The organism is Mobiluncus holmesii ATCC 35242 (assembly GCF_000185445.1).
In the GTDB taxonomy this organism is placed as follows: Bacteria; Actinomycetota; Actinomycetes; order Actinomycetales; family Actinomycetaceae; genus Mobiluncus; species Mobiluncus curtisii.
Map to the genome: position 1 here is coordinate 1,731,934 of NZ_GL622346.1, position 25,218 is coordinate 1,757,151.

Annotated in this window: 20 protein-coding genes and 1 tRNA gene; 11 read left to right on the forward strand and 10 right to left on the reverse strand. The window is 54.6% G+C overall.

Annotation, left to right across the window (positions count from 1 at the left end):
- Positions 1 to 4 precede the first annotated feature (4 nt).
- A complete protein-coding gene (locus HMPREF0576_RS07445) occupies positions 5 to 367 on the forward strand; it encodes a hypothetical protein (RefSeq protein WP_004011348.1) in 363 nt (120 codons plus the stop codon).
- A gap of 133 nt (positions 368 to 500) precedes the next feature.
- Here HMPREF0576_RS07445 and HMPREF0576_RS07450 read toward each other — a convergent pair whose 3' ends face one another.
- The 4 genes from HMPREF0576_RS07450 to HMPREF0576_RS07465 form a co-directional block, all read right to left on the reverse strand.
- On the reverse strand, positions 501 to 923 hold the full coding sequence (locus HMPREF0576_RS07450; protein ID WP_004011349.1) for an Hsp20/alpha crystallin family protein: 423 nt from the start codon (positions 921 to 923) through the stop codon (positions 501 to 503).
- 228 nt (positions 924 to 1,151) lie between these two features.
- On the reverse strand, positions 1,152 to 2,231 hold the full coding sequence (locus HMPREF0576_RS07455; RefSeq protein WP_004011350.1) for a uroporphyrinogen decarboxylase family protein: 1,080 nt from the start codon (positions 2,229 to 2,231) through the stop codon (positions 1,152 to 1,154).
- Positions 2,232 to 2,437: 206 nt separating this feature from the next.
- Positions 2,438 to 6,049, reverse strand: coding sequence for a putative Ig domain-containing protein (locus HMPREF0576_RS07460; RefSeq protein WP_004011351.1), 3,612 nt, complete (start codon positions 6,047 to 6,049; stop codon positions 2,438 to 2,440).
- Positions 6,050 to 6,413: 364 nt separating this feature from the next.
- Positions 6,414 to 7,448, reverse strand: coding sequence for a DUF4428 domain-containing protein (locus HMPREF0576_RS07465; RefSeq protein ID WP_245527373.1), 1,035 nt, complete (start codon positions 7,446 to 7,448; stop codon positions 6,414 to 6,416).
- A gap of 285 nt (positions 7,449 to 7,733) precedes the next feature.
- On the opposite strand from HMPREF0576_RS07465, the gene HMPREF0576_RS07470 reads away from it, so the two are divergent.
- Complete coding sequence (locus tag HMPREF0576_RS07470; RefSeq protein WP_004011353.1) at positions 7,734 to 8,969, forward strand: SPFH domain-containing protein; 1,236 nt, start codon at positions 7,734 to 7,736, stop codon at positions 8,967 to 8,969.
- Positions 8,970 to 9,028: 59 nt separating this feature from the next.
- Here the strand turns inward: HMPREF0576_RS07470 and HMPREF0576_RS07475 are convergent, their stop codons facing one another.
- Positions 9,029 to 9,577, reverse strand: coding sequence for a low molecular weight protein-tyrosine-phosphatase (locus HMPREF0576_RS07475; protein ID WP_081456832.1), 549 nt, complete (start codon positions 9,575 to 9,577; stop codon positions 9,029 to 9,031).
- 213 nt (positions 9,578 to 9,790) lie between these two features.
- Here HMPREF0576_RS07475 and HMPREF0576_RS07480 point away from each other — a divergent pair.
- A tRNA-Pro gene (locus HMPREF0576_RS07480) sits at positions 9,791 to 9,864 on the forward strand.
- A 387-nt stretch (positions 9,865 to 10,251) separates the two neighbouring features.
- Here HMPREF0576_RS07480 and HMPREF0576_RS07485 read toward each other — a convergent pair.
- Entirely contained in the window at positions 10,252 to 11,526 is a 1,275-nt protein-coding gene (locus HMPREF0576_RS07485) for an ATP-binding protein (RefSeq protein ID WP_004011355.1), read from the reverse strand.
- 443 nt (positions 11,527 to 11,969) lie between these two features.
- Between HMPREF0576_RS07485 and HMPREF0576_RS07490 the strand changes: the two genes are divergently transcribed.
- The 5 genes from HMPREF0576_RS07490 (at position 11,970) to HMPREF0576_RS07510 (ending at position 17,015) form a co-directional block, all read left to right on the forward strand.
- Positions 11,970 to 13,724 carry a cell wall-binding repeat-containing protein gene (locus tag HMPREF0576_RS07490; protein WP_004011356.1) on the forward strand — a complete coding sequence of 585 codons (1,755 nt, stop codon included), beginning with the start codon at positions 11,970 to 11,972 and terminating at the stop codon, positions 13,722 to 13,724.
- 108 nt (positions 13,725 to 13,832) lie between these two features.
- Positions 13,833 to 14,987, forward strand: coding sequence for a cell wall-binding repeat-containing protein (locus HMPREF0576_RS07495; RefSeq protein ID WP_004011357.1), 1,155 nt, complete (start codon positions 13,833 to 13,835; stop codon positions 14,985 to 14,987).
- 12 nt (positions 14,988 to 14,999) lie between these two features.
- The gene (locus tag HMPREF0576_RS07500; RefSeq protein WP_036324369.1) at positions 15,000 to 16,295 is read left to right on the forward strand and encodes a hypothetical protein; all 1,296 of its coding nucleotides are present in this window, start codon (positions 15,000 to 15,002) and stop codon (positions 16,293 to 16,295) included.
- A gap of 46 nt (positions 16,296 to 16,341) precedes the next feature.
- Positions 16,342 to 16,599, forward strand: a complete 258-nt coding sequence (locus HMPREF0576_RS07505; protein WP_036324372.1) for a FitA-like ribbon-helix-helix domain-containing protein — start codon at positions 16,342 to 16,344, stop codon at positions 16,597 to 16,599.
- Positions 16,596 to 17,015: a type II toxin-antitoxin system VapC family toxin gene (locus HMPREF0576_RS07510; RefSeq protein ID WP_004011359.1), complete on the forward strand. Its 420-nt coding sequence runs from the start codon at positions 16,596 to 16,598 to the stop codon at positions 17,013 to 17,015. Before HMPREF0576_RS07505 ends, HMPREF0576_RS07510 begins: the two co-directional genes overlap by 4 nt.
- Before the next feature lie 171 nt (positions 17,016 to 17,186).
- On the opposite strand, the gene HMPREF0576_RS07515 is transcribed toward HMPREF0576_RS07510, so the two are convergent.
- Positions 17,187 to 17,318, reverse strand: a complete 132-nt coding sequence (locus HMPREF0576_RS07515) for a hypothetical protein (protein WP_004011360.1) — start codon at positions 17,316 to 17,318, stop codon at positions 17,187 to 17,189.
- 201 nt (positions 17,319 to 17,519) lie between these two features.
- Here HMPREF0576_RS07515 and HMPREF0576_RS07520 point away from each other — a divergent pair, with 201 nt between their 5' ends.
- On the forward strand, positions 17,520 to 19,679 hold the full coding sequence (locus HMPREF0576_RS07520; RefSeq protein WP_004011361.1) for a PASTA domain-containing protein: 2,160 nt from the start codon (positions 17,520 to 17,522) through the stop codon (positions 19,677 to 19,679).
- Between the two features lie 93 nt (positions 19,680 to 19,772).
- Here the strand turns inward: HMPREF0576_RS07520 and HMPREF0576_RS07525 are convergent, their stop codons facing one another.
- Positions 19,773 to 21,047 carry a metallophosphoesterase gene (locus HMPREF0576_RS07525; protein WP_004011362.1) on the reverse strand — a complete coding sequence of 425 codons (1,275 nt, stop codon included), beginning with the start codon at positions 21,045 to 21,047 and terminating at the stop codon, positions 19,773 to 19,775.
- Between the two features lie 41 nt (positions 21,048 to 21,088).
- A complete protein-coding gene (locus tag HMPREF0576_RS07530) occupies positions 21,089 to 23,425 on the reverse strand; it encodes a transglycosylase domain-containing protein (RefSeq protein ID WP_004011363.1) in 2,337 nt (778 codons plus the stop codon).
- A gap of 241 nt (positions 23,426 to 23,666) precedes the next feature.
- On the opposite strand from HMPREF0576_RS07530, the gene HMPREF0576_RS07535 reads away from it, so the two are divergent.
- Both HMPREF0576_RS07535 and sp36 read left to right on the forward strand, forming a co-directional pair.
- Positions 23,667 to 24,026, forward strand: coding sequence for a WhiB family transcriptional regulator (locus HMPREF0576_RS07535; RefSeq protein WP_036324376.1), 360 nt, complete (start codon positions 23,667 to 23,669; stop codon positions 24,024 to 24,026).
- A gap of 72 nt (positions 24,027 to 24,098) precedes the next feature.
- The gene (gene sp36, locus HMPREF0576_RS09330) at positions 24,099 to 24,257 is read left to right on the forward strand and encodes a Sp36 family protein (RefSeq protein WP_004007743.1); all 159 of its coding nucleotides are present in this window, start codon (positions 24,099 to 24,101) and stop codon (positions 24,255 to 24,257) included.
- Positions 24,258 to 24,291: 34 nt separating this feature from the next.
- Here sp36 and HMPREF0576_RS07540 read toward each other — a convergent pair whose 3' ends face one another.
- Entirely contained in the window at positions 24,292 to 25,215 is a 924-nt protein-coding gene (locus HMPREF0576_RS07540) for a Crp/Fnr family transcriptional regulator (protein ID WP_004011365.1), read from the reverse strand.
- Positions 25,216 to 25,218 lie beyond the last annotated feature (3 nt).

Consider the following 25,218-nt stretch of genomic DNA (forward strand, 5'->3'; position numbering starts at 1 on the left):
GGACATGACCCTATTGATTACACTTTTTGCCGCCATCGCCTCGACCGCCTGGTGGTATTCTCACGCTCCGCAATCTAAGATGCGGGTGGACCTGCTGTGCTGGATGTACTGGGGTGCTTCCCTAATGTGGATTGTGGATTTGATTGCTGAATACATCGAAGAGGGCGTTGCGGTATTCAATCCCGAACCCTTGGATATGCTCAATGACACCTACCTGGGTCTGTTCGTGGTGGCTCTGGGGGGCATGATTTGGGCAGTTTACCTGATTGTGAAGGATCCGCGCGGCGTGCGTCCGCCGCTGGATGCCCCGATTACCACCGCTCCGGAAACCCCCGCGGAAGTCGCGGACTCAGTTTCTGTCGGCTAGGATTCGGTAGCGAAACTTTCCATAAATTCGACAGTCTCCCCGGTCAAACGTTTGACCGGGGAGAATTTTTTATCACCCGGGCGGAGCTGCCCGTTGCAACGGACGTGGCGTGGCTCTGCCCGCGCTGTTTCTGTTAGCTTTCGATGACTTTGTCGGCGTCGCCGCCCACGGCGACCTGAATCTTGCGCGGCTTGTTTTCTTCGGCGACCGGAATGGTCACGGTCAGGACTCCGCCTTCATAGTTGGCAGCAATACGATCGAGTGCCAAGCCGTATCCCAGGGTCAGCTGGCGCGCGAAGGTTCCGGCGGGACGTTCGCGGTTCAGCCAGTGCAGGTCCTCACCTTCGGTGGGTTTGCGCTGGGCAGAGATGGTCAAGGTGCGATCCTCGACGTCAATGTCAATAGTCGCGGGGTCTACGCCGGGCAGGTCCACGCAGGCGACGAATTTGTCGCCGTCCCGGTATAGATCCAAGGGCATCGCCGGGGTTGCCGGGGAGTGCAGTGCCGTGTTGAACATGCGGTCGATTTCAGTGAATGGGTCTCGATAAGTAGCCATGATTTGTATCCTCCAGATAGTTTTTCCAGTTGTGTCGTTTTTCAGTTTTCGGCTGTGGTCCCGGCTTTCCCGGTTCCATTCAGTACAACAACCAGATTAGCACTCTTATTCCCAGAGTGCTAGTTAAACTTGATACGCATGGACTCAACTTTGTTTTTTTAGACACGTATTCCCTGATGAAAGACATAATTATGCTGCGGAAAAATCTGTCGAGAATGCCGTGAAATGTTAAAACCGGTAGTCGTGGATGAAATCAACCAGCCGGTGAACCTCGTCGGGGTCAGAATCGGGATCCAGTCTGCCGGCGACATTAAAGACATGGGCGGGCGCACTCAATCCAGATTCCAGCACCTGACGCGCAGCTGCTTGGGCGTCTGAGCCACCGAGCAGGATGAGGTCCGGGTCGAGGTTCCCCTGCAAGACCATCCCCGGCACAATTTGTGCTGCTTCTGCCAGGGTTAATTCATCACCCACGCCCAGCACATTTACGTAAGGGGAAATCGAAGACAGCAAATGTTCAGCGCCCAGGCTGCAGGAAATCCGGATGATGCCCTCGTCGAACTCGTTATATATTTCGCGCGCATAGGACTCCGCTAGGCACGCATATTCTCCCTCAGTCAACGTCCGCACCCACGGATCGACCATCTGAATGACTTCCGCGCCGCCCCGCACTTGTGCCATCAAAAAGTGACGCACCAGACTCGAACACCAGCTCATCAGCCGTTCCCAGTTCCGGGGCTGCGACTGCATAAAGATGCGGGTCTGGAGGTTTTGCGGGACGCTGACGGAGCCTTCCACCAGCAGCGAGGACAGCACGAAAGGCGCTCCCGCGATGGCGATGAGGACTTTTTCGGGTGCTAGCTCACTGCGCTGCGCCCGGCTGAGCGTCTCGACTCGTGACCAATCTGGATTAGGCAGAGCCATGATTCGATCCACATCCGCGGTGGAACGCAGTGGTCGCATGGGTTCACCGTGGGGGTCAATTTTGCGCACCAGGTCGTAACCCACCAGTCGCAGGGGAAACAGCACGTCAGAGTTGCACAGGGCGGCATCCACACCGAATTGCCGCACCGGATCTAGCGCGGTCTTCACCCCGACTTCTGGACGCAGACAATAGTCCATCTGTTCGCGGACGCTCAAATCCTGCCAATTATCAGGGTGCTGCAGCGCGGACTGACCCAGGAACCAGACCGGGGTGGAATCGGGGCGCTTGCCCCGATATGCCTGACGGATCGGGGAATCTGTTCGTGTAGCCGGATGTGGCGATGTGTCTGTCGTGTTCACAAGGTGTTCCTGGTCACTTTCCACGGTCTTTCCCTCTCCTTTTGATTAAGTTTATAGCTTGCCACGCAAATTTCCACGCAGCTGATTCAGAATTATTAGCCCCAGATACCGGCGTTTCTGGCGAGGGCTATCCACACAGCTAAAAACCATTAGCGGGAGCCTCACCGGAGGTTCCCGCTAATGGTTCTACAGGAGAGAGCCAGTCTCTCGATTTATGCAGTTATGTTCAGTTAATCCTGGTCAAGTTTGCGGCTCCGCAGACTGAAGCAAGCACCCAATCCCAACAGCAGGGCCGCTACAGCGAGGCTGAAAGGTACCGAGTTTACGCCCGTGTGAGCCAAGGCAATGGGCATCTTTGGCTGATACGGAGCAGCCGGAACCAAGGACGGAGTCGCGGTCACTCCGGCTACCGGAGGCTGCGGAGCTTGCTTGCCACCGTTGGCGTTCGGGGCAGGCTGCGCATGTTCCTGTACTCCCGCCACCGGAGGCAGCTCCGGGCTGGGGTTCGGTGTGATGTTTTCAGGGGCAACAGGAACAGGGAAAGGTCCATCAGGGGTGGTTCCGCCAGGGATACCGCCGGGCGTGTTCCGTCCGGGGGTATTTCCGCCACCGTTATCACCCTTGGTGATGTTGACTTTACCGGTGCTAGGCTCGGAGGTCTTAGTTTTCTCCGGGTTCTGCGGGTCGGGATAGGTCACGGATACCTTGATTTCGCCGGTCTTTGGCTGGGTCGGGCTTCCCGAGATAACGCAAGCCGTGCCATCCTGGTTCAGCTTGATGGTCAAACCGGCGGCTAGCCCCTCGGCGTGGCACTCCAGTTTGGTGATTTTTCCGGAGTTATCAACCGGGATTTCCACCGGCGTAACCGGTTTGCCGGTTTCTCCGTTCACGTCCGGGACAGTACCGACGGTTGGAGCCACGGGGCAGCCATTGGCATCAACCTTAGCGCCCTCCGGGGTGCCGGGGCAGTGATCCTCACCCGCGCCGGGATGATTTGGGTCTTCCGGATCGTCCACGCCATCGCCGTCAGAATCTTTACCTTTGATGGTGACATTACCGGTCGTATCAATCTTTCCAGCCGAATTGTTTTCATCCTGCGGAGTGTAGTTGACGGTCACGGTGTAGGTGGTGTCAGCCGGGACCTTCACGGTCGGAGTGCCCGAAATCACGCACCCATGCTTCGCTTCGTCATAGGCAATGCTCAAGCCCGCCGGCAAATCCTTGGATTCACAGGTAATCTTGGCTTTGCCGGGGTTGGCTACTGGCACCACCGCCGGGGTGATGGGGTCACCTACCGTGCCGGTGATAGTAGGAGCCGGACCGACAGTCGGCACCACGGAGCAACCGTCGTCGTCAACCTTAGCGTCGTCCGGGGTGCCGGGGCAGTGGTCCTCACCAGCGCCGGGATGATTCGGGTCTTGCGGATCAGGCACACCGTCGCCGTCACCATCTGGTTTATCAGCAATAGCTACGCTACCGTGACTGATGGCAGTGCCGCCCTGGTAGGTCACTTCAACGGTCAGACCGTCTTGGTTCAGAGCCTTATCGGGATGGGTGGCAGTGCTTACCATACACGTCCCCTTTTCCCATTTGGCGGTCAAGCCCAGGGGCAACTCTCCCGAGGTGCAGTTCGTCACGATGTGGTCGGGGTCAATGATGACGATTTGTGCCGGATTGATGGGCTTGCCCACGGTACCGCGCACAGTGAAGTCACTAACCGTAGGAATCGCACATCCGTCTGCGGTCACCTGACCCTGGTAATCCTTTGGGGTATTCGAGCACTTGTCTTTGCTATCCGGCACGCCATCGCCATCCTCATCGCCATTGGTAGCGATGAAGTTCGCGGTAGTATCCACGCTGGTTCCATCACTGTAGGTGACGGTGACAGACACGGGGTTGCCGCCTTCTTTCGCGGGCGTAATGGTGATAGCACCGTTCTGGGCAGCTGTACCGTCCCCAGGTTTGAACAGAGCCGCGGAACCCTTGCGGTCCTTGCCTAGCCCGTTGTAGAGCAGATGTTCCACCTCAGATGTGGTCGCGTCATCAAAAGTGGGGGGCTCGGACGTTGCTTTCTGTCCGACCTTAGCCTCGGTGTCACGGTAGTTCGGCTTGTAGCGCTGCGCCAAAGTGCAGCCGTCTTCGTCTACCGTAGTCCCGTCCGGGGTTTTCTCACATTTGTCTTTGTCGTCGGGCACACCGTCACCGTCAGTGTCCCCCGTGTCAGGAACCGCCGTGAATGCATCCATTGCCAGTGGGGTTTCGATACGAGTTCCATCAGCGGCAAAAGCGTAAAGCTTCGCAGTATAGGTGGTCTTACGCTCCAAGTTGGCGGGAACTGTCAAAGGACAGGATTTCAAATCACCCATAGCGTTGGGACGCTGCTTCTCGCAACTACCACCGGGTACGACCTTACCCTCCGCGCTCCACTCGATTTGGTACGTCGTGGAGTTGTTCCATGCCTTCGGCAACCCGGTGGTGGTTGTACCGGCGGTGTCTCCACGCTTAGCCAAGTTATCTGCAGTGTTGTAGGGGTTTACGTCAAAATCTACGTATTCAGGGTAAAGCGCGAAATTTACATGATTGAGATAATTCACCATGTTAGTTACTGGCCAACCCGCGGTGGTCAAAGAACCTATATAACCCTTGAAGGCGTTGTTATAGAAAGGGCTAGTTTGGGCAATGCCCGGATGGTTTTCTATAGAGATAAACATCCAATCGTCATTAATGTGCTTGGAATTCGCGTTTCCCTTGAGCCACGAGCCTGTTTTCGCATCAGCCGCGAGAGTGCCGCATAATTTCTTGTCAACAAGACCGCATTTTTCCTCATCTGCAACATGGCTACCCCAAGTTCCCTTGAATTGCAGGGCATACTCACCATTCGCATCCGTTTTCGTGGTTACGGTTTCTGCAATCCAGTTATCCACGCCTTCTTTGGCAATCTGATCTTTAATCCACGCCTGCATTGAGGCTTCATCTTTTGGCGTCCAGATAGCGATTCCACCCGCCCGAGGGGTCTTACCGGCAATCGTTTTGTACCCAGTCATGATGCGCCGGATAGCGGAGTCCTTCAGATAGGAGCCAGTCACTGTTACGCCTGCAACAGGTTTGTCCTTATTGGAGTCGAAATTAGTTACGGTTCCCCAGTTCAGACCGCCAGGCAACTCAAAAAGGTTCCAGTACACACGTCCTGCAACAAAGCCAGCATTCTGTTTCGGACCATTGTCACTAGCTTCGGAAAGATGCATCAGAGTGGCATCCACCTTTTCCGAGTATGCGAAGCGTAATCCCGTCACTCGATTGGAACCAATCAGGTTGGCTGCACCGCCCGCAGTGTCCATGACAATACCTTTTGGCCCTACTTGAGAATGGTTCCAGGACCACAAAAGTTGATACTTGCTAGTGTCAGGATTGACCGTCCAGACCCGCCATTTCTCACCTTCGGGCAAGTTTGGGTCGGCATCAAATTTGGCCACCTCACCGTTGTCTTTCACAAACTGCTTCATTGCAATCGCGAAAGAACCGTCAGCCCTTGAGGTTGTCGTATAAATCGGGGAGGTGGAGCCATCCTTTTCGGTCCACTGCGCATAAACACGAACGCCAGGCAAGGGAACGCCGTAGCCTTTTTCAGAATTAGGAGCCTGCCAGAGATCTCCACCCTGCTGTTGGAACACAGAACCCGAAATTGAATGGTGAGCGTTAACCGAGGTCGTGGTCTCAATCGCCCCGGCAGTCGCTGGACCAGTGGCAAATGCGCCGGCGGTACCGGCAACCAGCGTCGAGAAAACCAAAGAAGCTGCCCCAACGTAGGCGAGCGCGGCTTTCGTCAAATCTGTCTTACGCACGTTTTCTTGCCTTCCTATAGAAACATGAGCTCGGAACCTTTATTCCTGTCCCAATAATATCCCAGCTTTTGCCCAGAAAAAAGACAGGATTTAATAAGGTTTACCTTATCTACCATTTCCCCATGTAAACACAGTTTTAACCCGTGCTACTATAGCTATAGTTGTACTTACAAACCTGTAAGCAAGCTGATAATTTTCCCACTTTCCTGAAATTAGCATGAGAGTTTCCCAGCCCTTCCCGCCACTACGTGAAGTGAAGGGTCTGACCCGTGATTTGCCGAGGGCAAAACAACGGGGCCTCCTTGCGGAAGCCCCCGTTGAATGCAAAATCCTCACTCCAGAGGTTCGCTTTGCATCTGGGATTTCAATAAACTTTGGTGCCACAACTGCCGCAGAATTGCCCGTCTACCAGCGCATTACAGGCGGGACAATTTGTCGGGTGCGCGCCCTGAGCTGGTGCCCCGCCCATCTGGGCACCCATGCCCTGCTGGGGAACTGCCCCCATCGAGGGCTGCTGCATTGGCATCGCACCTGGCATACCGTACTGCATCCCCGGCTGCGCCATACCCTGCTGGGGCATACCCATACCCCCGACCATCATGCCGCCCGCCATAGGAGCCATACCCGGCTGACACATTATGCCCGGCTGGTCCATCGGAGCCCCCATGCCACCAGCACCGACGCGGAGCTGGGCGAGGGTCTGAATAGTCTGTTGAGCTTCCTGCAACTTTTGCATATCGTTACCCGCCCCAAAGAACGAGCCGCGCAACCGCACTTCTGGCCAGAAACGGTTGGTGGTGCCCACAACCATGGTGATGTCCGTCACTTCGGAAGGCATCCCCGCATCGTTGATCTGATTGCCGACGGAACGGAAGTACTGGACCATTCCCGAACCGTTGACGAACATATTGGCTGATTGAGAGTTCAGTTCGCCGCCCATCGTCCCCATCATTCCCATGCCGTTGCGGTGTGAACCATGGGAATCACAATCGTACTGATCGGGGATACCGTCGCCGTCCTCATCGTCCGCGATGGAATCGTAATGAATTTCCGCATAGAAATTACCCAGTTCGTTAAAGGCAAATACTTGGGCGTTGCCCTGCTTGTAGTCGCGCCCAATCTTAAACCGGAACCAGCCGTGGGTGTCGTCAAGTTCCAGGCAACCCCCGGTCCCAATCGAGCGAGTGACTTGGAACTGGGCGGAACGTTCTTTGTTCGCCTCGCGCAGCGCCAGGTGTTCGTTCACGTCCGCGACGGTGCGTTGCTTCCACCCCGAGGACAGGTCGGACAATTTCTTCTTGCAATCCCCACACAGAAAGCCGTCTTGCAGCTTTTGCTTGGTGAGCATTCCGGCCTTTTGAAAACACAGCGCGCACTGTTTCGCATCAAATAAACCCATGATTTCCTCCTTGGTATTGACTCCAACTGCGGGATTTTCCACACCTATACTTACAGCGCCGCCACCCAAAACGAACACCCAAATGGGTGAAAGCCCGGACGCACCACCCTTTTGACCGCTCACGCCTTCCTGAGAAATGCCCGTTCGGCACGAAACCAGCTGGGTTTTCACCCTTTTGGGTGTTAAATCGTCTAGGTTTTTAGTGAAAGCTAGAGACTGCCAGCCGGGTAGCCCCGCACAGGCGACCCGAGTGGTCTTTGGCACACACTGAAATGAGGAGGAAACATGGGCTTGATTCAGGCGGCAGCCGGCGCTATCGGCGGTACTTTGGCGGATCAGTGGCTGGATGCCATCGCCGCACAAGACATGGGGGAAGGTATCGTCTTTACCAAAGGTGTCCAGATGCGCCAGGACGGGCGCGGATCAAACAAGCGCGGTTCGCAGGACATCATTTCTGACGGTTCTAAGCTGCTGGTTTATGACCGTCAAGCCTTGCTGGTCACAGATTCGGGCAAAATTGTGGACTTTTCCACCGAACCGGGCGCATACACGTTTAATTCCGGTTCGGCGCCGTCTCTGTTTTCCGGGAGCTTTGGTGATGCACTGAAAGAGACTTGGAATCGTTTCAAGTTCGGCGGCACTCCTTCCGGGGCACAACAGGCGTTTTACGTCAATTTGCAAGAGATTAAGGGCATTAAGTTCGGCACTCCTAACGCGGTTCAGTACTTTGACAATTTCTATAACGCCGAGCTGTTCCTGCGCGCGCACGGCACCTATTCCATTCGTATCGTCGACCCGTTGAAGTTCTATGCCGAGGCGATTCCGCGTGATGCCACGCGCGTGCATATTGATGAGATTAAGGAACAGTACCAAAACGAGTTCCTGGAGGCGTTGCAGGTTTCCATCAACCAGATGAGCGTGGACGGTATTCGCATCTCTCAGGTCACCTCCAAGATGAGCGAGCTGTCGAAGTATATGCGCGACGCTTTGGACGCCGAGTGGCTGCAACAGCGCGGTATCGAGGTCCAGGCTGTTGGTATTGCTTCGATTTCTTACGATGAACAGTCGCGCCAGATGATTGATATGCGCAACCAGGGCGCGATGCTCCAAGATCCCACGATTCGCGAGGGATTTGTGCAAGGCTCCGTGGCCCGCGGTATCGAGAACGCCGGGTCGAATCCGGCGGGCGCGGGTATGGCGATGATGGGTGTCGGCATGGGAATGCAAGCCGGCGGCGGTTTTATGGGGGCGGCTGCAGCTTCGAACCAAGCACAAATGCAGCAGCAGCAAGCAGCGCAGCAGGTCGGTGCGGCAGGTGGCGCCGGGGCGGCAGGCGTATCGGGCGCGGCGTGGGTTTGCGATTGCGGGGCGCAAAACACCGGCAATTTCTGTTCTAACTGTGGTAAACCGCAGCCGGCGGCTCCGGCTGGGGGCGCCGGCGGCTTTTGCTCGAATTGCGGGGCAAAACTCCCCGACACCAAACCAAAGTTTTGTGCAAATTGCGGAAACGCATTGAACTGACGGCAACTGCCGTCAGTTCAATGCGTTTCCGTCACAGCGTGAGACCGGCAAGTGGGACCCTACCGGGCTTGTGCCCCTCCGCCCTTGTGCCAGCGCAACAGACCCTCCGCACCAGCCTCCACAACCGCTAAAGTGCGATAAAACCCGTCCTGATCCCCATACCAGGGGTCGGGAACGTCTGCGTGGCCTCCGGAAGAATACTGGTCGGAATACCCTGGCGAAGATTGCAGATAATCGTTGATGGAGCCGAAAGGCACGGTGCCGTCGAACTCCCTCCACAGGTGCAGTTTGTCGGCACTGACCCCAGCGGAGGCCATCATGCGCTGGAGGATGCGGGCGTGACCTGTGGTCATTGCCAGCACAAGGTCGGCACTCCGTAGTTCCGCGGTGGTGGCGCGGTGGGCCAAGTGGCTGGTGGGCAGGGTATAGCCGGCTTCGCGGAGGACTTTTGCCGCGCGCCGATCCAGACCGTGACCGTGTTCTTCGTCCGAGGTTCCTGCTGAGGATACGCGCAGGTCAAGCCCTTCTCGTTGGGCGGTTTCGCGTAGGACGATTTCAGCCATCGGGGAGCGGCAGATGTTGCCGGTACATACAACGAGGATATTCACGTTTCGATTGTATCGAAAGCCGCAAACGGGTCGATTGGGAGGCGATTAGTCTGAAGTTATGGGCGATTTATGAGCTATTCTGCCTGATGGGAGATGCTTGCCAGCAGAGTGCAGTTCCGGGCAAGTCTCATGATCCGGCGCACGAATTATTTAGCTCGGTCGCAATTTCTGATATTTCGGTTCATCTGTATAATTGAGGGGTTGCAAAACGCACGGGGTGTGGCGCAGCTTGGTAGCGTGCTTCGTTCGGGACGAAGAGGCCGCGGGTTCAAATCCCGCCACCCCGACTCCGGTCAAGGTAAGCACCTTGACCGGTTTTGTTTTGCCCGCGAAGCGGGCTAGTTGCGTGGCACAGCCGCGTCGCAAGCTTGCTTGCGTAAGCGAGCTGGACCGCGCAACGTAGCCGCAGACGCAGTCCGCGGCAAAACAAAACCGGAAGGTATTTGCCGCTTCGGCTAAGGGGCATGCAATCGCGCAGCGATTGCATGCCCCGACGGAGGCGTGAAACGAACCCAGACAGGGGGGCGGGAGACGAACCCAGACAGGGGGCGAGCGCAGCGAGCTCACGGATAGGGGTGTGAGCGAGAGCGCCGCGATTGCGGATACCCCGACGGGGAAGAACGTAGCGAAACTCGGCGGTTAATCTTTGGTACTTATATGCCGGTATCTTAGCGTTACCCCAGCAGAGCGAGGGGGACGATGGCAATGCCGTCGGGGCGGCGGAATGCGAACTGTCCGGTGGTGATTACGATGCGCTCGACCAGACGTTTTCCGAGTTGTTCACCCAGCCAGTGCAGGTGCTTCAGGTCGTTTTCACTGACGGTGGTAGCTAGTTTGACCTCGAAAGCAATGACTTTCCCATCGTAGCGCTCCAAAATCAGGTCGATTTCGTGTTCCCCAGCGCGGGTGCGCAAGTGGTAGCACTTGGCTTCAGCGGCTTGTCCGGCCGCACGCACAGTTAAAGTAGCCAGTGCCTCAAAGAGCCGCCCGAAGGTCTCCATACTGCCGGGTTTGCCGCTGAGCAGTGTTTCGGGGGTGGTTCCCGTCAGAGCAGCGGCTATACCGGGGTCGAACAGTTGATGCTTGGGCCCGAAAGTAAGTCGTTTCAGGGACGTGCCAGTTGGTGCCCAACCGGGTACCGGATCGAGAATCCACAGTTGGGTCAGCAGCTCGCGAATATTCTGGGTGGTGCTTTTCGCAGGTTTATCGGGGTCTCCAGGACTAGCAGCATCCAAGATGGCAGAGTAGCTGGCGGTGGTTGAGGATGCGGCTGCGTAAGCACTCATCCAGGCTCTAAGACTTTGGGGTTTACGCATCAACACGCCTTGTTCGGGGATGTCGTGGTCGATAATGCGCTGAATATAGCCATCTATCAAAATCCGTCGGGCGCGTGGGGAGGCGCGGAAAATCTGGGGCATCCCGGTCTCACAGATAGCCTGGGCATAATCCGGGAGTCCAAAATTGGTTTCCCCAGATATTTCCGCGTTGCCTAAGAACAAGCGGCTAATGAACACACTAGGGTTGGTGCTGGGACGCTCGGCCAGGCTCAAGGGGCGCAGTCGCAGCGAAGCGATACGTCCCGCTCCGCTATGTGTGTCCACCCCGGAAACGGGCGTGGCGCTGCCGGTTAGCAGGAACCTGTTGGGTGTTTGTTGATCCACGAGGCGGCGTACCGCGTCCCACACGGGTGGGTATTTCTGCCATTCATCTATGCATGTTGTTGCATATTTAGTGAGCTGGTTTACGGTATCGGCGGCGATGAGTTGTCCCATCTCGGGATTATCCAAAGCCAGTACATGCTCCACCCACCGCTGTGCGGTTTCGGTTTTCCCTACGCCCTTGGCGCCGTCAATCGCAATCGCGGGCAGCTGCGTGAATAATTCCCGTAGTTCTTCGTCTAAATACCGGGGAAGATAGTCTTCGGGAGCACCAGGAATTTTCGTGAGCATATCGACATTTTATCAGTCTATCGGTCGTTTTGCCGAGGACTTATCAGTCGTTTTGCCGAGGACTTATCGGTCGGTTTGCCGAGCTGTCACCAAGTACTTTGCCGAGATTGCGCCGGTCGTTTTACCGGTTTCACGAGGTTCTATTCGAGATCACCGGCGCTGTCTCTGGATACGAGCTTTCTCACATCTTGTAGACATTTAGCCCGCAAGCATTCCGGCGGTCAGCAGGGCACAAGCGGGGATGTTTTGCGTGTATGGTGAATACCCCGACAGGGTGGGGCGAGTAGCAACCCCCGACAGAGGGGTGCTATCGCCCCCATGTTTTATTGCTGTAACGGCATATGTCGCTGGTTTGCGTGAGAGAATAGACCCGATATCGAAGGTTTCCTTGTAGGTGTTGTTAGGGTGCCTTCGTAAACAATCCAAGTAGAAAGCCCACGTTCATGAATCGTAAATTTGTCGCAGCATTATCCTGTCTGGCTTTAGCAGGTACGGGTGTGGGGTTAGCACAAGCCGCCCCAAAGACGGACCGTATCGGCGGTATCGACCGTTACGATACGGCGGTACAGATAGCGGCTCGTACTTTCACGGGTCACCAGAACACGGTTTATATCGCCCGTGGCGATTTGCCTGTAGATGCCTTGGTGGCGGGTCAGCTTACCGATGGTCCGGTCTTGTTGTCCTCCCTTGGTCAGGTAAACCCCCGCACCTTGCAAGCCCTGCAGGGGTATTCGCCTAAAGAAATCATTTTCCTGGGCAAAGCCTTTCCGGCTTCTACTATCAATGCTTATAAGACTCCAGGCGCTGAGGCTTGGGTTATGGGCGGGAAAGACCGTCAGGAAACCTCGGCTTTGATAGCCGGACGGGCTTTCAATGGTAAGTCGTTGTACCACCTATATGTGGCTGCCCCTGATGGGGTAGACGCGGTTGCTTCCGGCGCTTTGACTGATGCGCCTATCGTTTTGGCTTACCCTGACGGGCGTGTCCCTAACGTGGCAGGACTTCCCGCTAACATGGCACGGGTTTGTATCGGTGCAGCCTGTAACTATGTGTCTGCTAAGGAACGTGTGCAGGGTAAAGACCGTTTCGAGACGGCTGAACTGTTAGCGAAGCGGGCTTTCCCTAACGGTTTCACAAGGGCGTATGTGGGGCGTTCGGATAACTTTATTGACGCCGTGGTCGGCGGCACTTTGACTGACGCCCCGATTCTTTTGGTACACCCCTCTGGGCATGGTAATGACCGTATCAACGCTTTGAACCTCGCCCACGTCACTTTCCTAGGCGGACCTGGAGCGTTACCCGATAACGTCCTTACCCTAAAACCCCAACCCAAACCTACCAACGGTCTCGGCTTACCTTGGGCAGGGAAAATCAACCCACTTTTCGCCGGTACTGGAGCTTTCCAGGGCTGGAATTTCAATGAATACACGGAAGTCTACGATTGGGCTAGCGTGGCAGCGTTCTATGGTGCATCTCGCGATATTCAGGACAGTGCTGTAGTTGACTTTTTCCAAAGTAAAGGGATTATCCTATTTGGCGCAGACCTTGTTTCCCGTGATGACCCACGGGTAACTACAGTCATTTTCAATAAGAACTGGCGTTATACAGTTAATAAGCCATCTCCTGATAATTTGAGTGCTATGACGCCTCAGCAGCGTGCTTTGTACATTCAGGCGCATATTGATGAGTTTGAGGTAGCTTTGGAAAATGCTATTCAGAAGCGTTTACCTGAGTATCGTTTGAACCTTAACCGCAACTCTGAGCTTATTGCACAGTATCGGGAATGGGCTTCGGGTATGCCTCGTGATGAACAAGGGCGTGTTGGTTTCGTGGGTCATGTAGAACACCTTTTTAACTTACCCCAGAATATTGTAACACAGGTTATGCCTTCGTACAAAGGTTCACAAGTTCACGAGGGTATATTAACCTCTTATAATTTAGGTGATAAGTCTATTGGCTCTTATTACCTAAAAGATATTGCTGAGGATAGGGCAGAGAGCTTTTTCCAATCCGAGGGGCATTGGGCTTGGGTTGAGAAAGCTGGTCGTTCTGGTAAGCCCTTTGCTTGTGGTGCTTCTGCTGTTACTACGCACGGTCCATGGTTCCGTCCTGATACTAACGGAGTTATGGTTGGAGACGGTCTATTAACAATTTCTTGTGGTTCTTTTGATAACTCCCTCACGACTGTTTACCACTAAAATTTCATACCGTATTACTCCCCTATCTTCCTATTCGGGTTGATAGGGGAGTTTTATTTATTTTTTTATTTGTTTGCTCATCACTAGGTTCAAGATTGGAGTGAATGTATGAGTTATTTAAAGTACGTAGCTTCGGCTACGTTATTGTTGTCGTTAGCTGGTTTAGCGGGGGCGTCTCCTGCACTAGCTAACACCACGGATACCCACCAGGGTAATGCTACCGTGAAGCATTTGGGTGATGACACTTTTGATGTGGCTCACTCGGTGATGCCAGGGTATTCCAAAGTTTACTTAGTTGACCGTTCAGAGGTAGCTAAGTCAGCTGCGGTAGGTAGTTTTCAAGATGGCGTTAAGCTGATAGTGGATTCTAAGAATCCTCAGTGGCAGCAAGTCGAGCCTTTGCAGCAGGTAATTGCGACATCTGCAAAGACTGCCAAATTTTCGGCAGTCAAGGTTACGGATAAGGTAGCTGTTGACACTGTTAGTGTAAATGATGCTATTTATCAGGGTAAGCAGCCTACTGGGGACGTGTACCTTACATCTACTCCGGTAGACACTATGCTGACCCAGGCGAACATTAAGGGTAGTCCGATTATTCAGATGAATTCTGATGGTACTATCCCCGCTAATTCGTACACAAGTTCGGCTACTAACTTGTATTGTGTGGGTGCTGCCTGCAATTACAAGTCGGTGCAAGCTCTTTCGGCGATTCCTTTGAAGGGTCAGACTCGGTATCAGACCGCTTTGGACGTGGCTAAGCATGCCTATCCGCAAGGTTTTACCAGTTCTTACTTGGTTAAGGGTAGTGATTTGGCGAGTTTGATGGAAGCGACCACTGTTTCGGGTAAGCCTGTCCTGCTTTACAATTCGACTCTGAAAGATTCTTCTTTTAAAGAACCGCTTTCTAAAGTAGATTCGTTCGTTACTGTAGGTTCGCCTAAATACTTTAAAGAATCTCAAGTCCTGTCCATGAAAGAGGGCGAAACTTTCTCCAATTCTGACCTGTTCGTAAAGGGTGTTGACTCGTTAACTGGGTTTACTCTATACCTTCCGCATACTGACGAGAGTTCTGCAGGTTATGACAATTATTCGTTGATGCGTGACGGCTGGGTTAATACGGGTATGTTGCAGATTGGGTCTGAGGGTAAAGCTGTCTTGCTTTTCTGCGGCTCTGACGCATTGGGTAGCTGTACTAAGACCGATGCTGACTGGGTACGTTCCATGTTAGCTAAACTGTCTATCCCAGTGACCGTGTTTGGATAAGGGGTATTAACAATGACACAAACGATTTCTAAGAAACTCATTGCTCTTATTATTGCATTATCTGTCGCCCTATCATCTGCTTTGATTGCGAGCGTAGCTATTGTCAATAACCAGTCCACGGCTAATGCCGGTAACGTTATGATGACCCCTAAGATGCGTGTTGGTTGGCATGGGACTACTTACCGTTCCACCGATTGGTCGATAGGTGCAGCGTATTGTTCTCTTATGGACCACCGACCTGGTCCTGGTAATGGTTCTAGCCCCTCAGCTGTTCCTTACACAGCACCAGCTCCAACTAACTCTATCTACTTAGAGCCAGATTATACACGTTCTAAGACTATTAATGACCCTAATATTATCAAGCAAATTGGTTACGCAATTGCTGCTTTCGGTTATGACCCACCTGCTGAAGACCCCTATCGGGGTATGGCTATTAAGCAAGCAATTGCTGGACTTACCGGAACTCCTTGGCATTACGCCATGGGCGGGTCGGTAGCAGACTTTGCTAATATGGTAGTCGCAAACGCACAATTCTGGGGTACTCAGGATTTACAGATGAGTGATGTGAAGATAAATTGGGAAGGTGGTAAAGATAAAGGTAAGGTTGGTCAAACGGCTTCTCTAACTAACATTGGTGTTACTAATGCTCAGAAAAACGCATGGTGGGGTTACCGCACTGGCATGTCTACCCATGTCCCGAGGGTAAAGATTACTTTGACAGGCGACATAGCCATTAACGCTCCAGGTCAGCCTAAAGTATGGGAGTATCCTTTAGACGAGAATTATAGCCCTACTATACCAATTGGGTTGATTCGTACAGGTACTAAAGATTGGTCTTATAAAGTTGAGATTAATAATATTCCTGATAATGTTTTGTTGGAGCAGTACCCTTTAGGTAGAAAATACCGTTACCAGAATTTGCTTTCTGCTCGTCTAAAGACCATTTCTACCGACAAAAACGGTAATATGAAGGACATCGTAAAGGACGTTTCCCTGGAGTTTTCCTCTGACATTTCGTCTAAGGTTATCGAGCCTGGTACTCCTTTCCATGACACTGGTCATGTTAAGGCGAAGTCTAACGACCCTGATGTTCCGGCTACTTGGCCTCAGCGTGAGTTTAGCTGGCGGGATTCGGACGGCAATGCGCATACTTCTTCGGAGCCGGTGCCTTTCCGTATCAAGTTCCATCTTTGGGGACCTTCGCAGACTCCTATCAAGGAGGGTGCGAACCCTGGATTGAACAGACTTTTTCAATTTGTTTCTCAGCACCCCGTCACACATCCCACCCCATTTTTTGTCACTGGCTGAGGTATAATTGCATGCAATGCAGTCGTTGCTTTCAGGGGGTGCGATAATGACAATGCTCACAGTGCGAGATTTGAACGAAGAAGACAAACGCATGTTGCGCATCCGCGCGGCGAGCAATGGACGCTCTATGTCCGCAGAAATCCGTGCGATTATCCACGACACTGTGCGTGAGCCACTTCCGACCTCCACCCCACCACAGAATGGAACCTGGCCAGAGCAAATGCTGGAACTGGGTCAATCAGTTGGCGGCGTAGAGCTCGAAATTCCCCCTCGTGACCAAGCTCGTATTCCAGAATTGCCATGATAATCCTCGACACTAATGTTTGTTCCGAACTGCTCAAACCAATGCCCAACCCTGCAGTTCTCACCTGGCTACAAAACCTGAGCGAAATACCGCGCACCACCGTCATTACCCGCGCCGAACTACTCTCCGGCGTGGCGCTATTACCCGATGGAGAGAGAAAAGACCGGTTGGACAGAGGAATCAAACAGGTACTCTCGCCCTTGGGAGACTGCTTACCGGTAAACAGCATGGCTGCGGACTACTACGCCACTATCATCGCCAAACGCCGCCGCATCGGACGCCCCATCAGCGGATTCGACGCACTCATCGCTGCCATAACCAAAGTACATAACGCCACCCTTGCCACCCGCAACGTCAAAGACTTCCAGTACCTAGACCTAGTAATCATCAACCCTTGGGATACGCGCCAAAACTGAAAACTGGACTGTCCAGGTTTTGTTCATAGACACTTGTTTTTGATCTCTTTATTCCTGGGCTTTTCCCCAGCAGAAAAGATGCCCTATGTTTGCGTAATGGTGAAACTAAATCCGGAATCGTTTGCGTTCGATGTCGACGCGGTTGAGATCTAGCTGATTGTCGCTCATAGTTCACAGGTTCACGAGGTCTTGTTTGGGGTAGATGATGGCTTTTTCGATAAATTCTGGGGTGGTGTGAATCATGTTCCAGAAGTCTTGGATGGGCGGGGTGTGCGGGTTTGCTTGCGGGCTGCTGGAACTCACGCAAGAACTGCAGCTTACACGGGACGACCCGCACCCGCCTTATGAACCAACAAGGAAAAAGATATAAAGACCTATAAAGGAACGTAAGGCCGTTAGGTGCGGCAAAATCCTTCAACACCGCAGTAAGAACCGCGAGGCATGTTAAAATTGCGCTTAATATCTTCAGTTTTCTGCCTTCTAGGAGTTCAGTTGCCTGAATTTATGCCTGCATCGAACAATCTGACCGGAACAACTGCTGAAAACCGCACCCGCACTTTTCTCATCGTGGCGATTTCTTCCCTGGTAACAGCATTGCTCATTGGCATGGTTGTCATTACTTACCTGGTTGGGTGGTGGGGAACGACCAGACTGCCGGAAGCAACGCAACTGGTAACTGCTGACCAGAACGGCAACGTCCGGGCTGATGCCGTTGTCAAAGCTCTCAAAGGTAAGGGTATCCGAGCTGTAAAGAGAGATGCTTTTTCAGGTCTGGCACCGGGCATTTTCGTTGCTTATGAAGGGCACAAACCCGGTGACAATATCCGGCGTAGCGAGTCGGTTGCTGTTTTGTCTTCCACCGGTCCGGGAGTTCCCACGGGGATTTCAGGTAAAAAAGCTCGAGCTGTCGAGCCGGAACTAGCCAAGATGGGAGTCACTATTCATTACAAGGGTATCCCTGTTGAGAACACTAACAAGCATCCGCTAGGTACGGTTGTAGCCACTTATCCCAGTCCAGGTTCGGGACTGCCTGAAAGCGAACATAGCGCAGGCATTTATGTGGGGGTCGCCATCGCCACCGACGGTTCCAGCATTCCCGCGGATGTGTACGGACGAGATGCAGAGACGGTAGAAACAGAGCTCACGAATCGCGGATACGAAGTTAACTACGTGGCGCATCTGGCTTCACGACAAAACGTGGGGAAAGTTGTCGGCACTAATCCATCACCAGGAGTTTCGCTTCATTCGGGACAAAAGGTAACACTGTATTACGGAGTGGATTCTAAAGGCTTACGACAGGAATACGACCAGTTAATGGCCAAGCCCAATCGAGGCAGCGTTACCGGGTCTGCCCCGGAGGAACTCTACAGCAAGGCAACAGTCGGGCGCTGGTGTCGCAACAATGGCGAGTGCCTCCGCATAGATGATAAGGACTCGCTAGGGTACGAGGTGAATCTAGTCGAAGGTGCCTTTGGACAGGCTGTTGATTACAACGAGGGCGTAGTTAAGCTATACCCGTGTGAGAACGGTGTACAGTCAGTATGTTCTATGGACTACGACCAGAATAGCCTGTGGAAACTGGGATTCGGCGCTTATGAACTAACGCCCACAGAATACTTATTCCCTTGGTGCGGTAACACTCTGAGCGGAATAGATGTCGATGGGTGCCAGAACGGACAAGTCGCTGCGGGAGAGGACTTCAAAGGTGTCTGGAGCGGGGCAAAGTGGAAGATCCAGGATTACCTGATGGTATTCCCCGTGGGCAGTCAATTGAAACAGGTAATCGACACAGGTATGTTTTCGTCAGATGAACTGCGGAAAGCCAACAAACTGAAGCCGGTCGATAGTGACCGACCTTTCATATTGCATCAGGATCCGAAACTGTACCCGGAAACGGAGAAATCTGCGGATGCAGGCTTGAATAACCCCGATGAAAGTTCTGGCTGGGAGAACCCCTTTTTACCTGGGGTTACACCACGAGAAAAAGGTCTGATGAAACCCGCGCCCTCAGATGACACTGCCTATTACCTGGTAGAAGAACTCACCGTGGATTGGAATACGTTAACGGATGTGGACCTGGGCTCTTTAGAACAAACCAAAGGCTCTAAATCGCAGACTGTTCCAACTAAACCTCTACCCAACGTGGAAACCTTGATGAACTCTCGGATTGTGATGCCCGAGGGTGTCTGTGCTGATGGTGCGATACAAAATAATGATGGAACCGTTCAGCTGGTTAACGGGACATGGGATATTAATGGAAGTAACTCCGAAATTGGCGGAAATCTCGAGGTGGCTGCGCCCATGAAGGTGGGTAATCGCGAGTTACTTGCCGCGTTGTTTACTTGCGACCAAGGCTCAATAAATACCTACAGTTACGTGGGGTTCTATGACGCTGACCTCAACAAGGTACCCCTGAAATGGGAACCGTATACAACTTTGGCCAAAGCTATTGACAACGCAGGTTTAGCCGAGGGGGACCACGGTACGCCGATTCTGGATATGCAGGTTGGTACTGACACTATTCACTTGGTTTATGGTCTGTATGAAAAATCTCGTGTCTGTGCGTGTCCTTTCGGTCAGTTTCCGGTGGATTATAGCTGGGATGGAAACCAGTGGAAATTGTCCAAAGTTGGCCAATTCATCCCGCCAGATCTCAATTATTGATTCCCGTAATTCGTAATGCTGGCGCGGCATAACGGCGCAGTGTATAAAGCGGGTCCGTGTAAAAGCGTTGCAGCGGCGCAGCAGCACAGGGGGCTAGCGTTTTGCGGGTACAGACTCGGCAGCGACCAGCTCGACGATGTATGCCACTGGGGGGCAAAACACGCGCCAGGGGGTGAATGGCGAGGTCCCCAGACCGGGGCTGACGCATACACTCATACTCGCCCGGTCCAATTCCCCAATGTTGCACTCGTGTCCAGGACGCGCTTCGGCTTGCCACTTGAACAGACCAGAGGCGAAATGAGGATCCAAATCACAGTTTGTCACCAGGGCATGACCGCCCGGTAAACAGACCTGCCCCCCGTGCGTATGTCCACAAAAGACCAGGTCAGTGCCGTCCGAAAGGAACCTATTGAGCACGCGCGCATAAGGGGCGTGGGACAGTCCCAGGCGAAGGCTGCGACCGGTCGCACGCAAGTATTCATTGGAAAAGCCGACCCCCCCGGCACTTGTGGAACCGCCCTGGTGCGGTCCGCTAGTACCCGACCCCGCGACCTTTCCCGAAACGTCACCGCTGGTGACCTCACCACTCACGACCTCACCACTCACGACCTCGCCGTCTTGACCGCTCCGACCCGCGCCACCGCTCGAACCTAGTGAACCCGAACCGTCGCCGTCAAAACCCACGTAACGATCCCGATGCCCATGCGGATCATTAACCCCGCTAAACTCCAGACGCACCCCGCGCACATCCATACTGCCGTTCGCATTGTTGAGGTTCAGCCACCCGGAATCTGCCAATAACCGAGTCAGGTGATTGCCCTGACCGGGCTGACCAATCCGCTTGACGACGGCAGGACCCGCCCTGGAGGACTCACTGGTGCTCCACAAGTATTTCAAGGGATTGCCCACGCGGCTGGCAAAGAAATCATGATCACCAAACACGTAAGCACCCGGCACTCCCGAGTCGATGAAGGGTTGCAGCGCCGGGGTGACCAAATGTGCATCCCCGTAGCTCGATGACAGCATATCTCCGGTCAAAACAACCAGGTCAAAGTCTGTTCCCGCGCGTTTCGCCAGTACGCGTAACCAGCCGACTAAATCCTCGCGACCGCGATAAAAATGCGTATCCGACAGGTGCAACACCCGCAAGCCCGGAAACTCAGGCGTCCCCGCCACCCCGAAACGCGGCACTGGCACATTCGTCCCCGGCGCGGCAATGGACCGCAACGCCCTTCCGGGCACGGGAACCGTCAAATGGCGCAGCTGATAAGCGCGGGAGGCACGCGCGGCACTCCACGCCACTGCTCCTGCCGTCACCGCACCGACTTTCAGTGCAGTCCAGGCGCGTGTCCACGAGGAGGGATTCATCGGGTCTACCTTTACTTTCCTGCCGCGTTGGGGTTGGCTGTTTACTGTGCCGGGGCCGCAGGCTGGGCTGGTGCGGGGGGCTGTGCCGGAGCTGGCGGCTGTGCGGGAGCGGGAGGCGCCGGATTGTTAGCTCCCGGATTAGCGCCGGGGTTTGCCCCACCCTCACCGGAAGAGGTCCCCGGACTGCCGGCACCGTTGTAAGACGCCCCCGGATTGGCAGAATTCCCCGGTATGGGTGACGGACTTTCCTCAGTCTTAGACCTGTAGCCTCCGCCCACAAACACGCCGGTAGAGCCCAGATTCACATTCGGTAGGGGCTGGACCGGGACCCCGTCCAAAGCGGCGGTCATAAACGTCCCCCAGGTCGGGGCAGCAATCGAGGAACCATAGAGGGAACCGTAGTAGCGTCCCCCGATAGTTTGATGTCCCACCGGGATATTCGCGTTGGCGTGCCCGACCCACACCGCGGCCGCCAGTTGGGGAACGAAGCCCACGAACCAGGTGTTTTCGTTGTGGTCGGTGGTGCCGGTCTTGCCCGCGGCCGGTCGGGGAATAGCAGCGGATCGCCCGCCCGCGTGCAGGACTCCCTCTAAGGTCACAGCCACTTTGTCGGCTACGTCGGGGGTCAGCACTTGGTGACAGTTTGCGTCGGGTACCTCGTAAGATTTCCCGGAGGAATCCGTGACGGAAGTAATGCCGATGGGGTTGCAGTAGACTCCGTGGGCGGCAAAAGTTGCGTAGGCGTCTGCCATCTGCAGCGGGGTAGCAGAGCCGGCACCGATAACGAAAGAGGGGTTTGGCTTGAAGGGCGAACCATCAGGTTCATTCACCCCCATCTTGGCGGCAGTTTTCGCGATGTCGCACAAGTCCAGTTTGGTCGCCATATTCGCGAACACGCCGTTGATGGAGTTGGCGGTGCCGTTAGCCACTGTCATGGCACCTTTCTTGGCGCCGCCGGTTTCGGAAAAGTTCCAGGTGTTAGCCAGTTCCGGGGCGCAGGAAATCTTCCAGTCTTTGGCGGGAATGCTGTAGCGTCCCCCGGCTTGGTCATAACCGCCGTACCCGTCGATATACCACTGGGTCAGGGTAAATACCTTGAATGTAGATCCGGTCATGAAGCCGGCGGAACCGCCGTGAGCGTAGTCGGCGTTATAGGAGTTTTCGGTCACCGCATTGTTGCCGGGGTCGACACCGTAGTTGGTGTTTTGGACCATGGCCTTGATTTTGCCGGTGCCCGGTTCCACGCTGGACAGAGCAATCTTTACGTCAGAAGGGTCACCCACCGGGATGCGTCCGGTAATTGTGTTGTAGGCGTCATCTTGAGTTTTCGGGTCAAGGGTGGTTTTGATGTTGAGTCCGCCGCGCAGCAGCAACCGTTGGCGTTCCGCATAGGTAGCGCCGAATTCGGGGGAAGAGAGGATTTCGCCAACCACCCAGGAACAGAAGTACGAGGCGTTGCCTGCCAGTCCGCACCCCTGTTGCTGGTTGGATATGTTCAATAGTTCCGCGACTGGGATGGATTTGGCTTTTTGGGCTTGTTTCGAGGTGATGTATCCGTCCCGCACCATCGCGTCCAGCACCATGGCCTGACGTTTGGTGGCGGATTCAGGGTGAGCGACCGGGTCGTGTCCGTTGGGGGACTGAGGAATTCCTGCCAGCAGGGCGGCTTCGGCAAGGCTGAGGTCTTTGGCGGGTTTAGAGAAGTAGTGTTGCGCAGCTGCTTCTACTCCGTACACCGAGGGTCCGAACTGGGCGATGTTCAGGTATCCTTCTAGGATTTCAGACTTGGTCATTTTTTGTTCCAGGCTCATTGCCAGTTTGGCTTCGCGGGCTTTGCGTTCCAGGGTGGCTTCGCTGGCGGCTTCAATCATGTCCGGGTCTCCCGCCACGCGTCCCTGTTCGATGAGCAGGTTTTTCACGTATTGCTGGGTGAGGGTCGACGCTCCTTGCAAGTCATTGCCTGCCAGGTTAGACAGGATAGCCCGGCTCATGCCCTCGATGTCGACGCCTTGATGTTCCAAGAAGCGCCGATCCTCGATGGCGATAACCCCTTGTTGCAGAGTTTTCGCGACTTCTGCCAGGGGGACCACTATCCGGTTTTCCGCGTAAAACTCAGCGATGGGGCTGCCGTCAGCTGCGGTGATGATGGATTTCATCGAGGGCTGGGAAGTAGTGAAATCAGCGGGTAGGTCGTCGAAGGTTTCTGCTCCCTTGGCGCTGACGATGGCAGCGGCACCGACCACGGGCAGAGCCAAGCCGGCAGTGAATACGCCCGCGACCGCGCTTGCCGCCACGAACGCGACCAAAAGGGCGAGGACTCGCGACTTACGGGTCTTGGGCAGTGCGGAAGTTGAACTTGCGGCGTCATTTTTCCCCATGGGTTAATCCTAAAGGTCGGGCGTGATTCTTTCTAAATTAAACCCGGCGATACCACCGAAAACCTTTCCTCTGGCGGTCCGGTGCCGTGACATTTCGTAAGCCCGATATGCAAATGGAAAAAATCAGTATGCCGCGCGTAAATCTTTCTCGATTTAATTATAAAATCCCGCCCTTGAAATTCCTTTGACCGGCAGCTAAGGTGTTAAGGGCAAGCTGGCTTTCGAGAAAGAAAGATTCATCATGTCAGTCAATGGAGACCAAACTTGGGCAGCGGAAGCGCTTTGCGCAGACTGCCCGCCGGATCAACTTTTTGTCCAAGGTGCAGCGCAACGCGAAGTCCGTTCTATGTGTTACGGATGCCCTGTCCGCATTGAATGTCTGGCAGATGCGCTGGATTCCCGCGCATCTTTCGGAGTTTGGGGCGGTTTGACCGAGCGGGAGCGTCGTGCCATGCTGCGTCGTTATCCCGAAGTGCGCTCCTGGGAGACTTGGCTGCGCGAAGCCGACGACGAACTGGCGGCGGAGCTGCGCACGAAGCACGCCCCGCACGTGTTGGCTCATGTGCGTGCGTCTCGCCGCGAAGTCGCGCTCTCTAAGTAGCGTCCATTAGGGATTATTCACAAGGGCGGGTTGCCGGTGTGGGCTCAACTCGCTCACGTTTAGGTGGGTTTTATGACAAAGTGGGAATACTTGACGGCACCGGTGATGGTGCATAACACAAAAGCGATTTTGGATCAGTTTGGCGCGGACGGCTGGGAACTGGTGACGATAGTGCCCGGGCCGAGTGGCGGAGATTCCCTGGTCGCTTACTTCAAACGACCTTTGGCTTAGCGTTTGACGGTTTCGGGCGCGCCCTTAGGGCGGTTTATGACGCCCGATACCGCAACCTTTCCTGATTCACGATGATAATTGACCGGCGCTTTTGAATGATCCAGCCGCGGGCAATGAAATCTGCCAGCACCTTGTTAGCAGTCTCCCGGCTGGCTCCTGCCATCTGACCTAACTCCAGTTGGGACAGTCCATGTGGCAGCCGTACCCCGGTGGTGGGAAGACCGGACTCTCGTGGGTTTTCACCATTTAATCCCGCGACTGCCGATGGGCTTTGTCCTGACATTTGGTCGCTCGCGGCACTCTCTCCGGTCAACTGGGACTGACTGGTAGTCTCCGCCTCTAGCGGTTGACCGAATCTTTCCATTAGTTCCAGCAGTGCTGCCGCGATACGTCCCGGCACGTCGACATCCCGCAGCGCCATAGTGCGTTGATAGAGCAGCTCCGTTTGCCGATTCAAGGCTCGCAGCACCTCGAGGTGCAGCGCCTGGTGTTTCTCCAGGTAATCCCGTGCATCCGTGACTAAAACCCAGTCCAGACGTACCGGTTCCAGGGTGGTGGCGCTAGAAAACCACATCCGGGCGGGGGTTTGCCCGGCGCTACGATGGGTACTGTCCAGACCCTCTGTTCCCGATTTTTCGGGGTGTTGGGCGACCGTGGAAGTTCGTTGACCGGGGTGGGATACCCCCTGTCCACCCCCCGCCGAGAGGTCGGTGAGGGCGTTAAGACCGATGGTGTCCGTCGGCCCCAGCACTTCCAGGAGGTGATCGCGCCCCATCGAAGTGGAGCGGGTGAGCTTAACTTTTCCCGTATGCAGGTGAAAAATTCGGTCTTGCAGGGTGTCCTCAGCAGCTAGGCGAAACCGCGCCTCTAAATCGGTCTGGTGTACCTTGGCACCCATTCCCGCCAGCACTTCTGCCCAGATTACGCCCAGGCTTGCCAAATCGCTGTTTCTCACCACCGC

Bases quoted from the DNA above. Each gene is read 5' to 3' on its own strand.
- HMPREF0576_RS07535 (WP_036324376.1), top strand. From the start codon at position 23,667: ATGTCAGTCAATGGAGACCAAACTTGGGCAGCGGAAGCGCTTTGCGCA.
- HMPREF0576_RS07510 (WP_004011359.1), top strand. From the start codon at position 16,596: ATGATAATCCTCGACACTAATGTTTGTTCCGAACTGCTCAAACCAATG.
- HMPREF0576_RS07465 (WP_245527373.1), bottom strand. From the start codon at position 7,448: ATGGGTTTATTTGATGCGAAACAGTGCGCGCTGTGTTTTCAAAAGGCC.
- HMPREF0576_RS07450 (WP_004011349.1), bottom strand. From the start codon at position 923: ATGGCTACTTATCGAGACCCATTCACTGAAATCGACCGCATGTTCAAC.
- HMPREF0576_RS07525 (WP_004011362.1), bottom strand. From the start codon at position 21,047: ATGAATCCCTCCTCGTGGACACGCGCCTGGACTGCACTGAAAGTCGGT.
- HMPREF0576_RS07490 (WP_004011356.1), top strand. From the start codon at position 11,970: ATGAATCGTAAATTTGTCGCAGCATTATCCTGTCTGGCTTTAGCAGGT.
- HMPREF0576_RS07445 (WP_004011348.1), top strand. From the start codon at position 5: ATGACCCTATTGATTACACTTTTTGCCGCCATCGCCTCGACCGCCTGG.
- HMPREF0576_RS07500 (WP_036324369.1), top strand. From the start codon at position 15,000: ATGACACAAACGATTTCTAAGAAACTCATTGCTCTTATTATTGCATTA.
- sp36 (WP_004007743.1), top strand. From the start codon at position 24,099: ATGACAAAGTGGGAATACTTGACGGCACCGGTGATGGTGCATAACACA.
- HMPREF0576_RS07505 (WP_036324372.1), top strand. From the start codon at position 16,342: ATGACAATGCTCACAGTGCGAGATTTGAACGAAGAAGACAAACGCATG.
- HMPREF0576_RS07470 (WP_004011353.1), top strand. From the start codon at position 7,734: ATGGGCTTGATTCAGGCGGCAGCCGGCGCTATCGGCGGTACTTTGGCG.
- HMPREF0576_RS07530 (WP_004011363.1), bottom strand. From the start codon at position 23,425: ATGGGGAAAAATGACGCCGCAAGTTCAACTTCCGCACTGCCCAAGACC.
- HMPREF0576_RS07520 (WP_004011361.1), top strand. From the start codon at position 17,520: ATGCCTGCATCGAACAATCTGACCGGAACAACTGCTGAAAACCGCACC.
- HMPREF0576_RS07495 (WP_004011357.1), top strand. From the start codon at position 13,833: ATGAGTTATTTAAAGTACGTAGCTTCGGCTACGTTATTGTTGTCGTTA.
- HMPREF0576_RS07485 (WP_004011355.1), bottom strand. From the start codon at position 11,526: ATGCTCACGAAAATTCCTGGTGCTCCCGAAGACTATCTTCCCCGGTAT.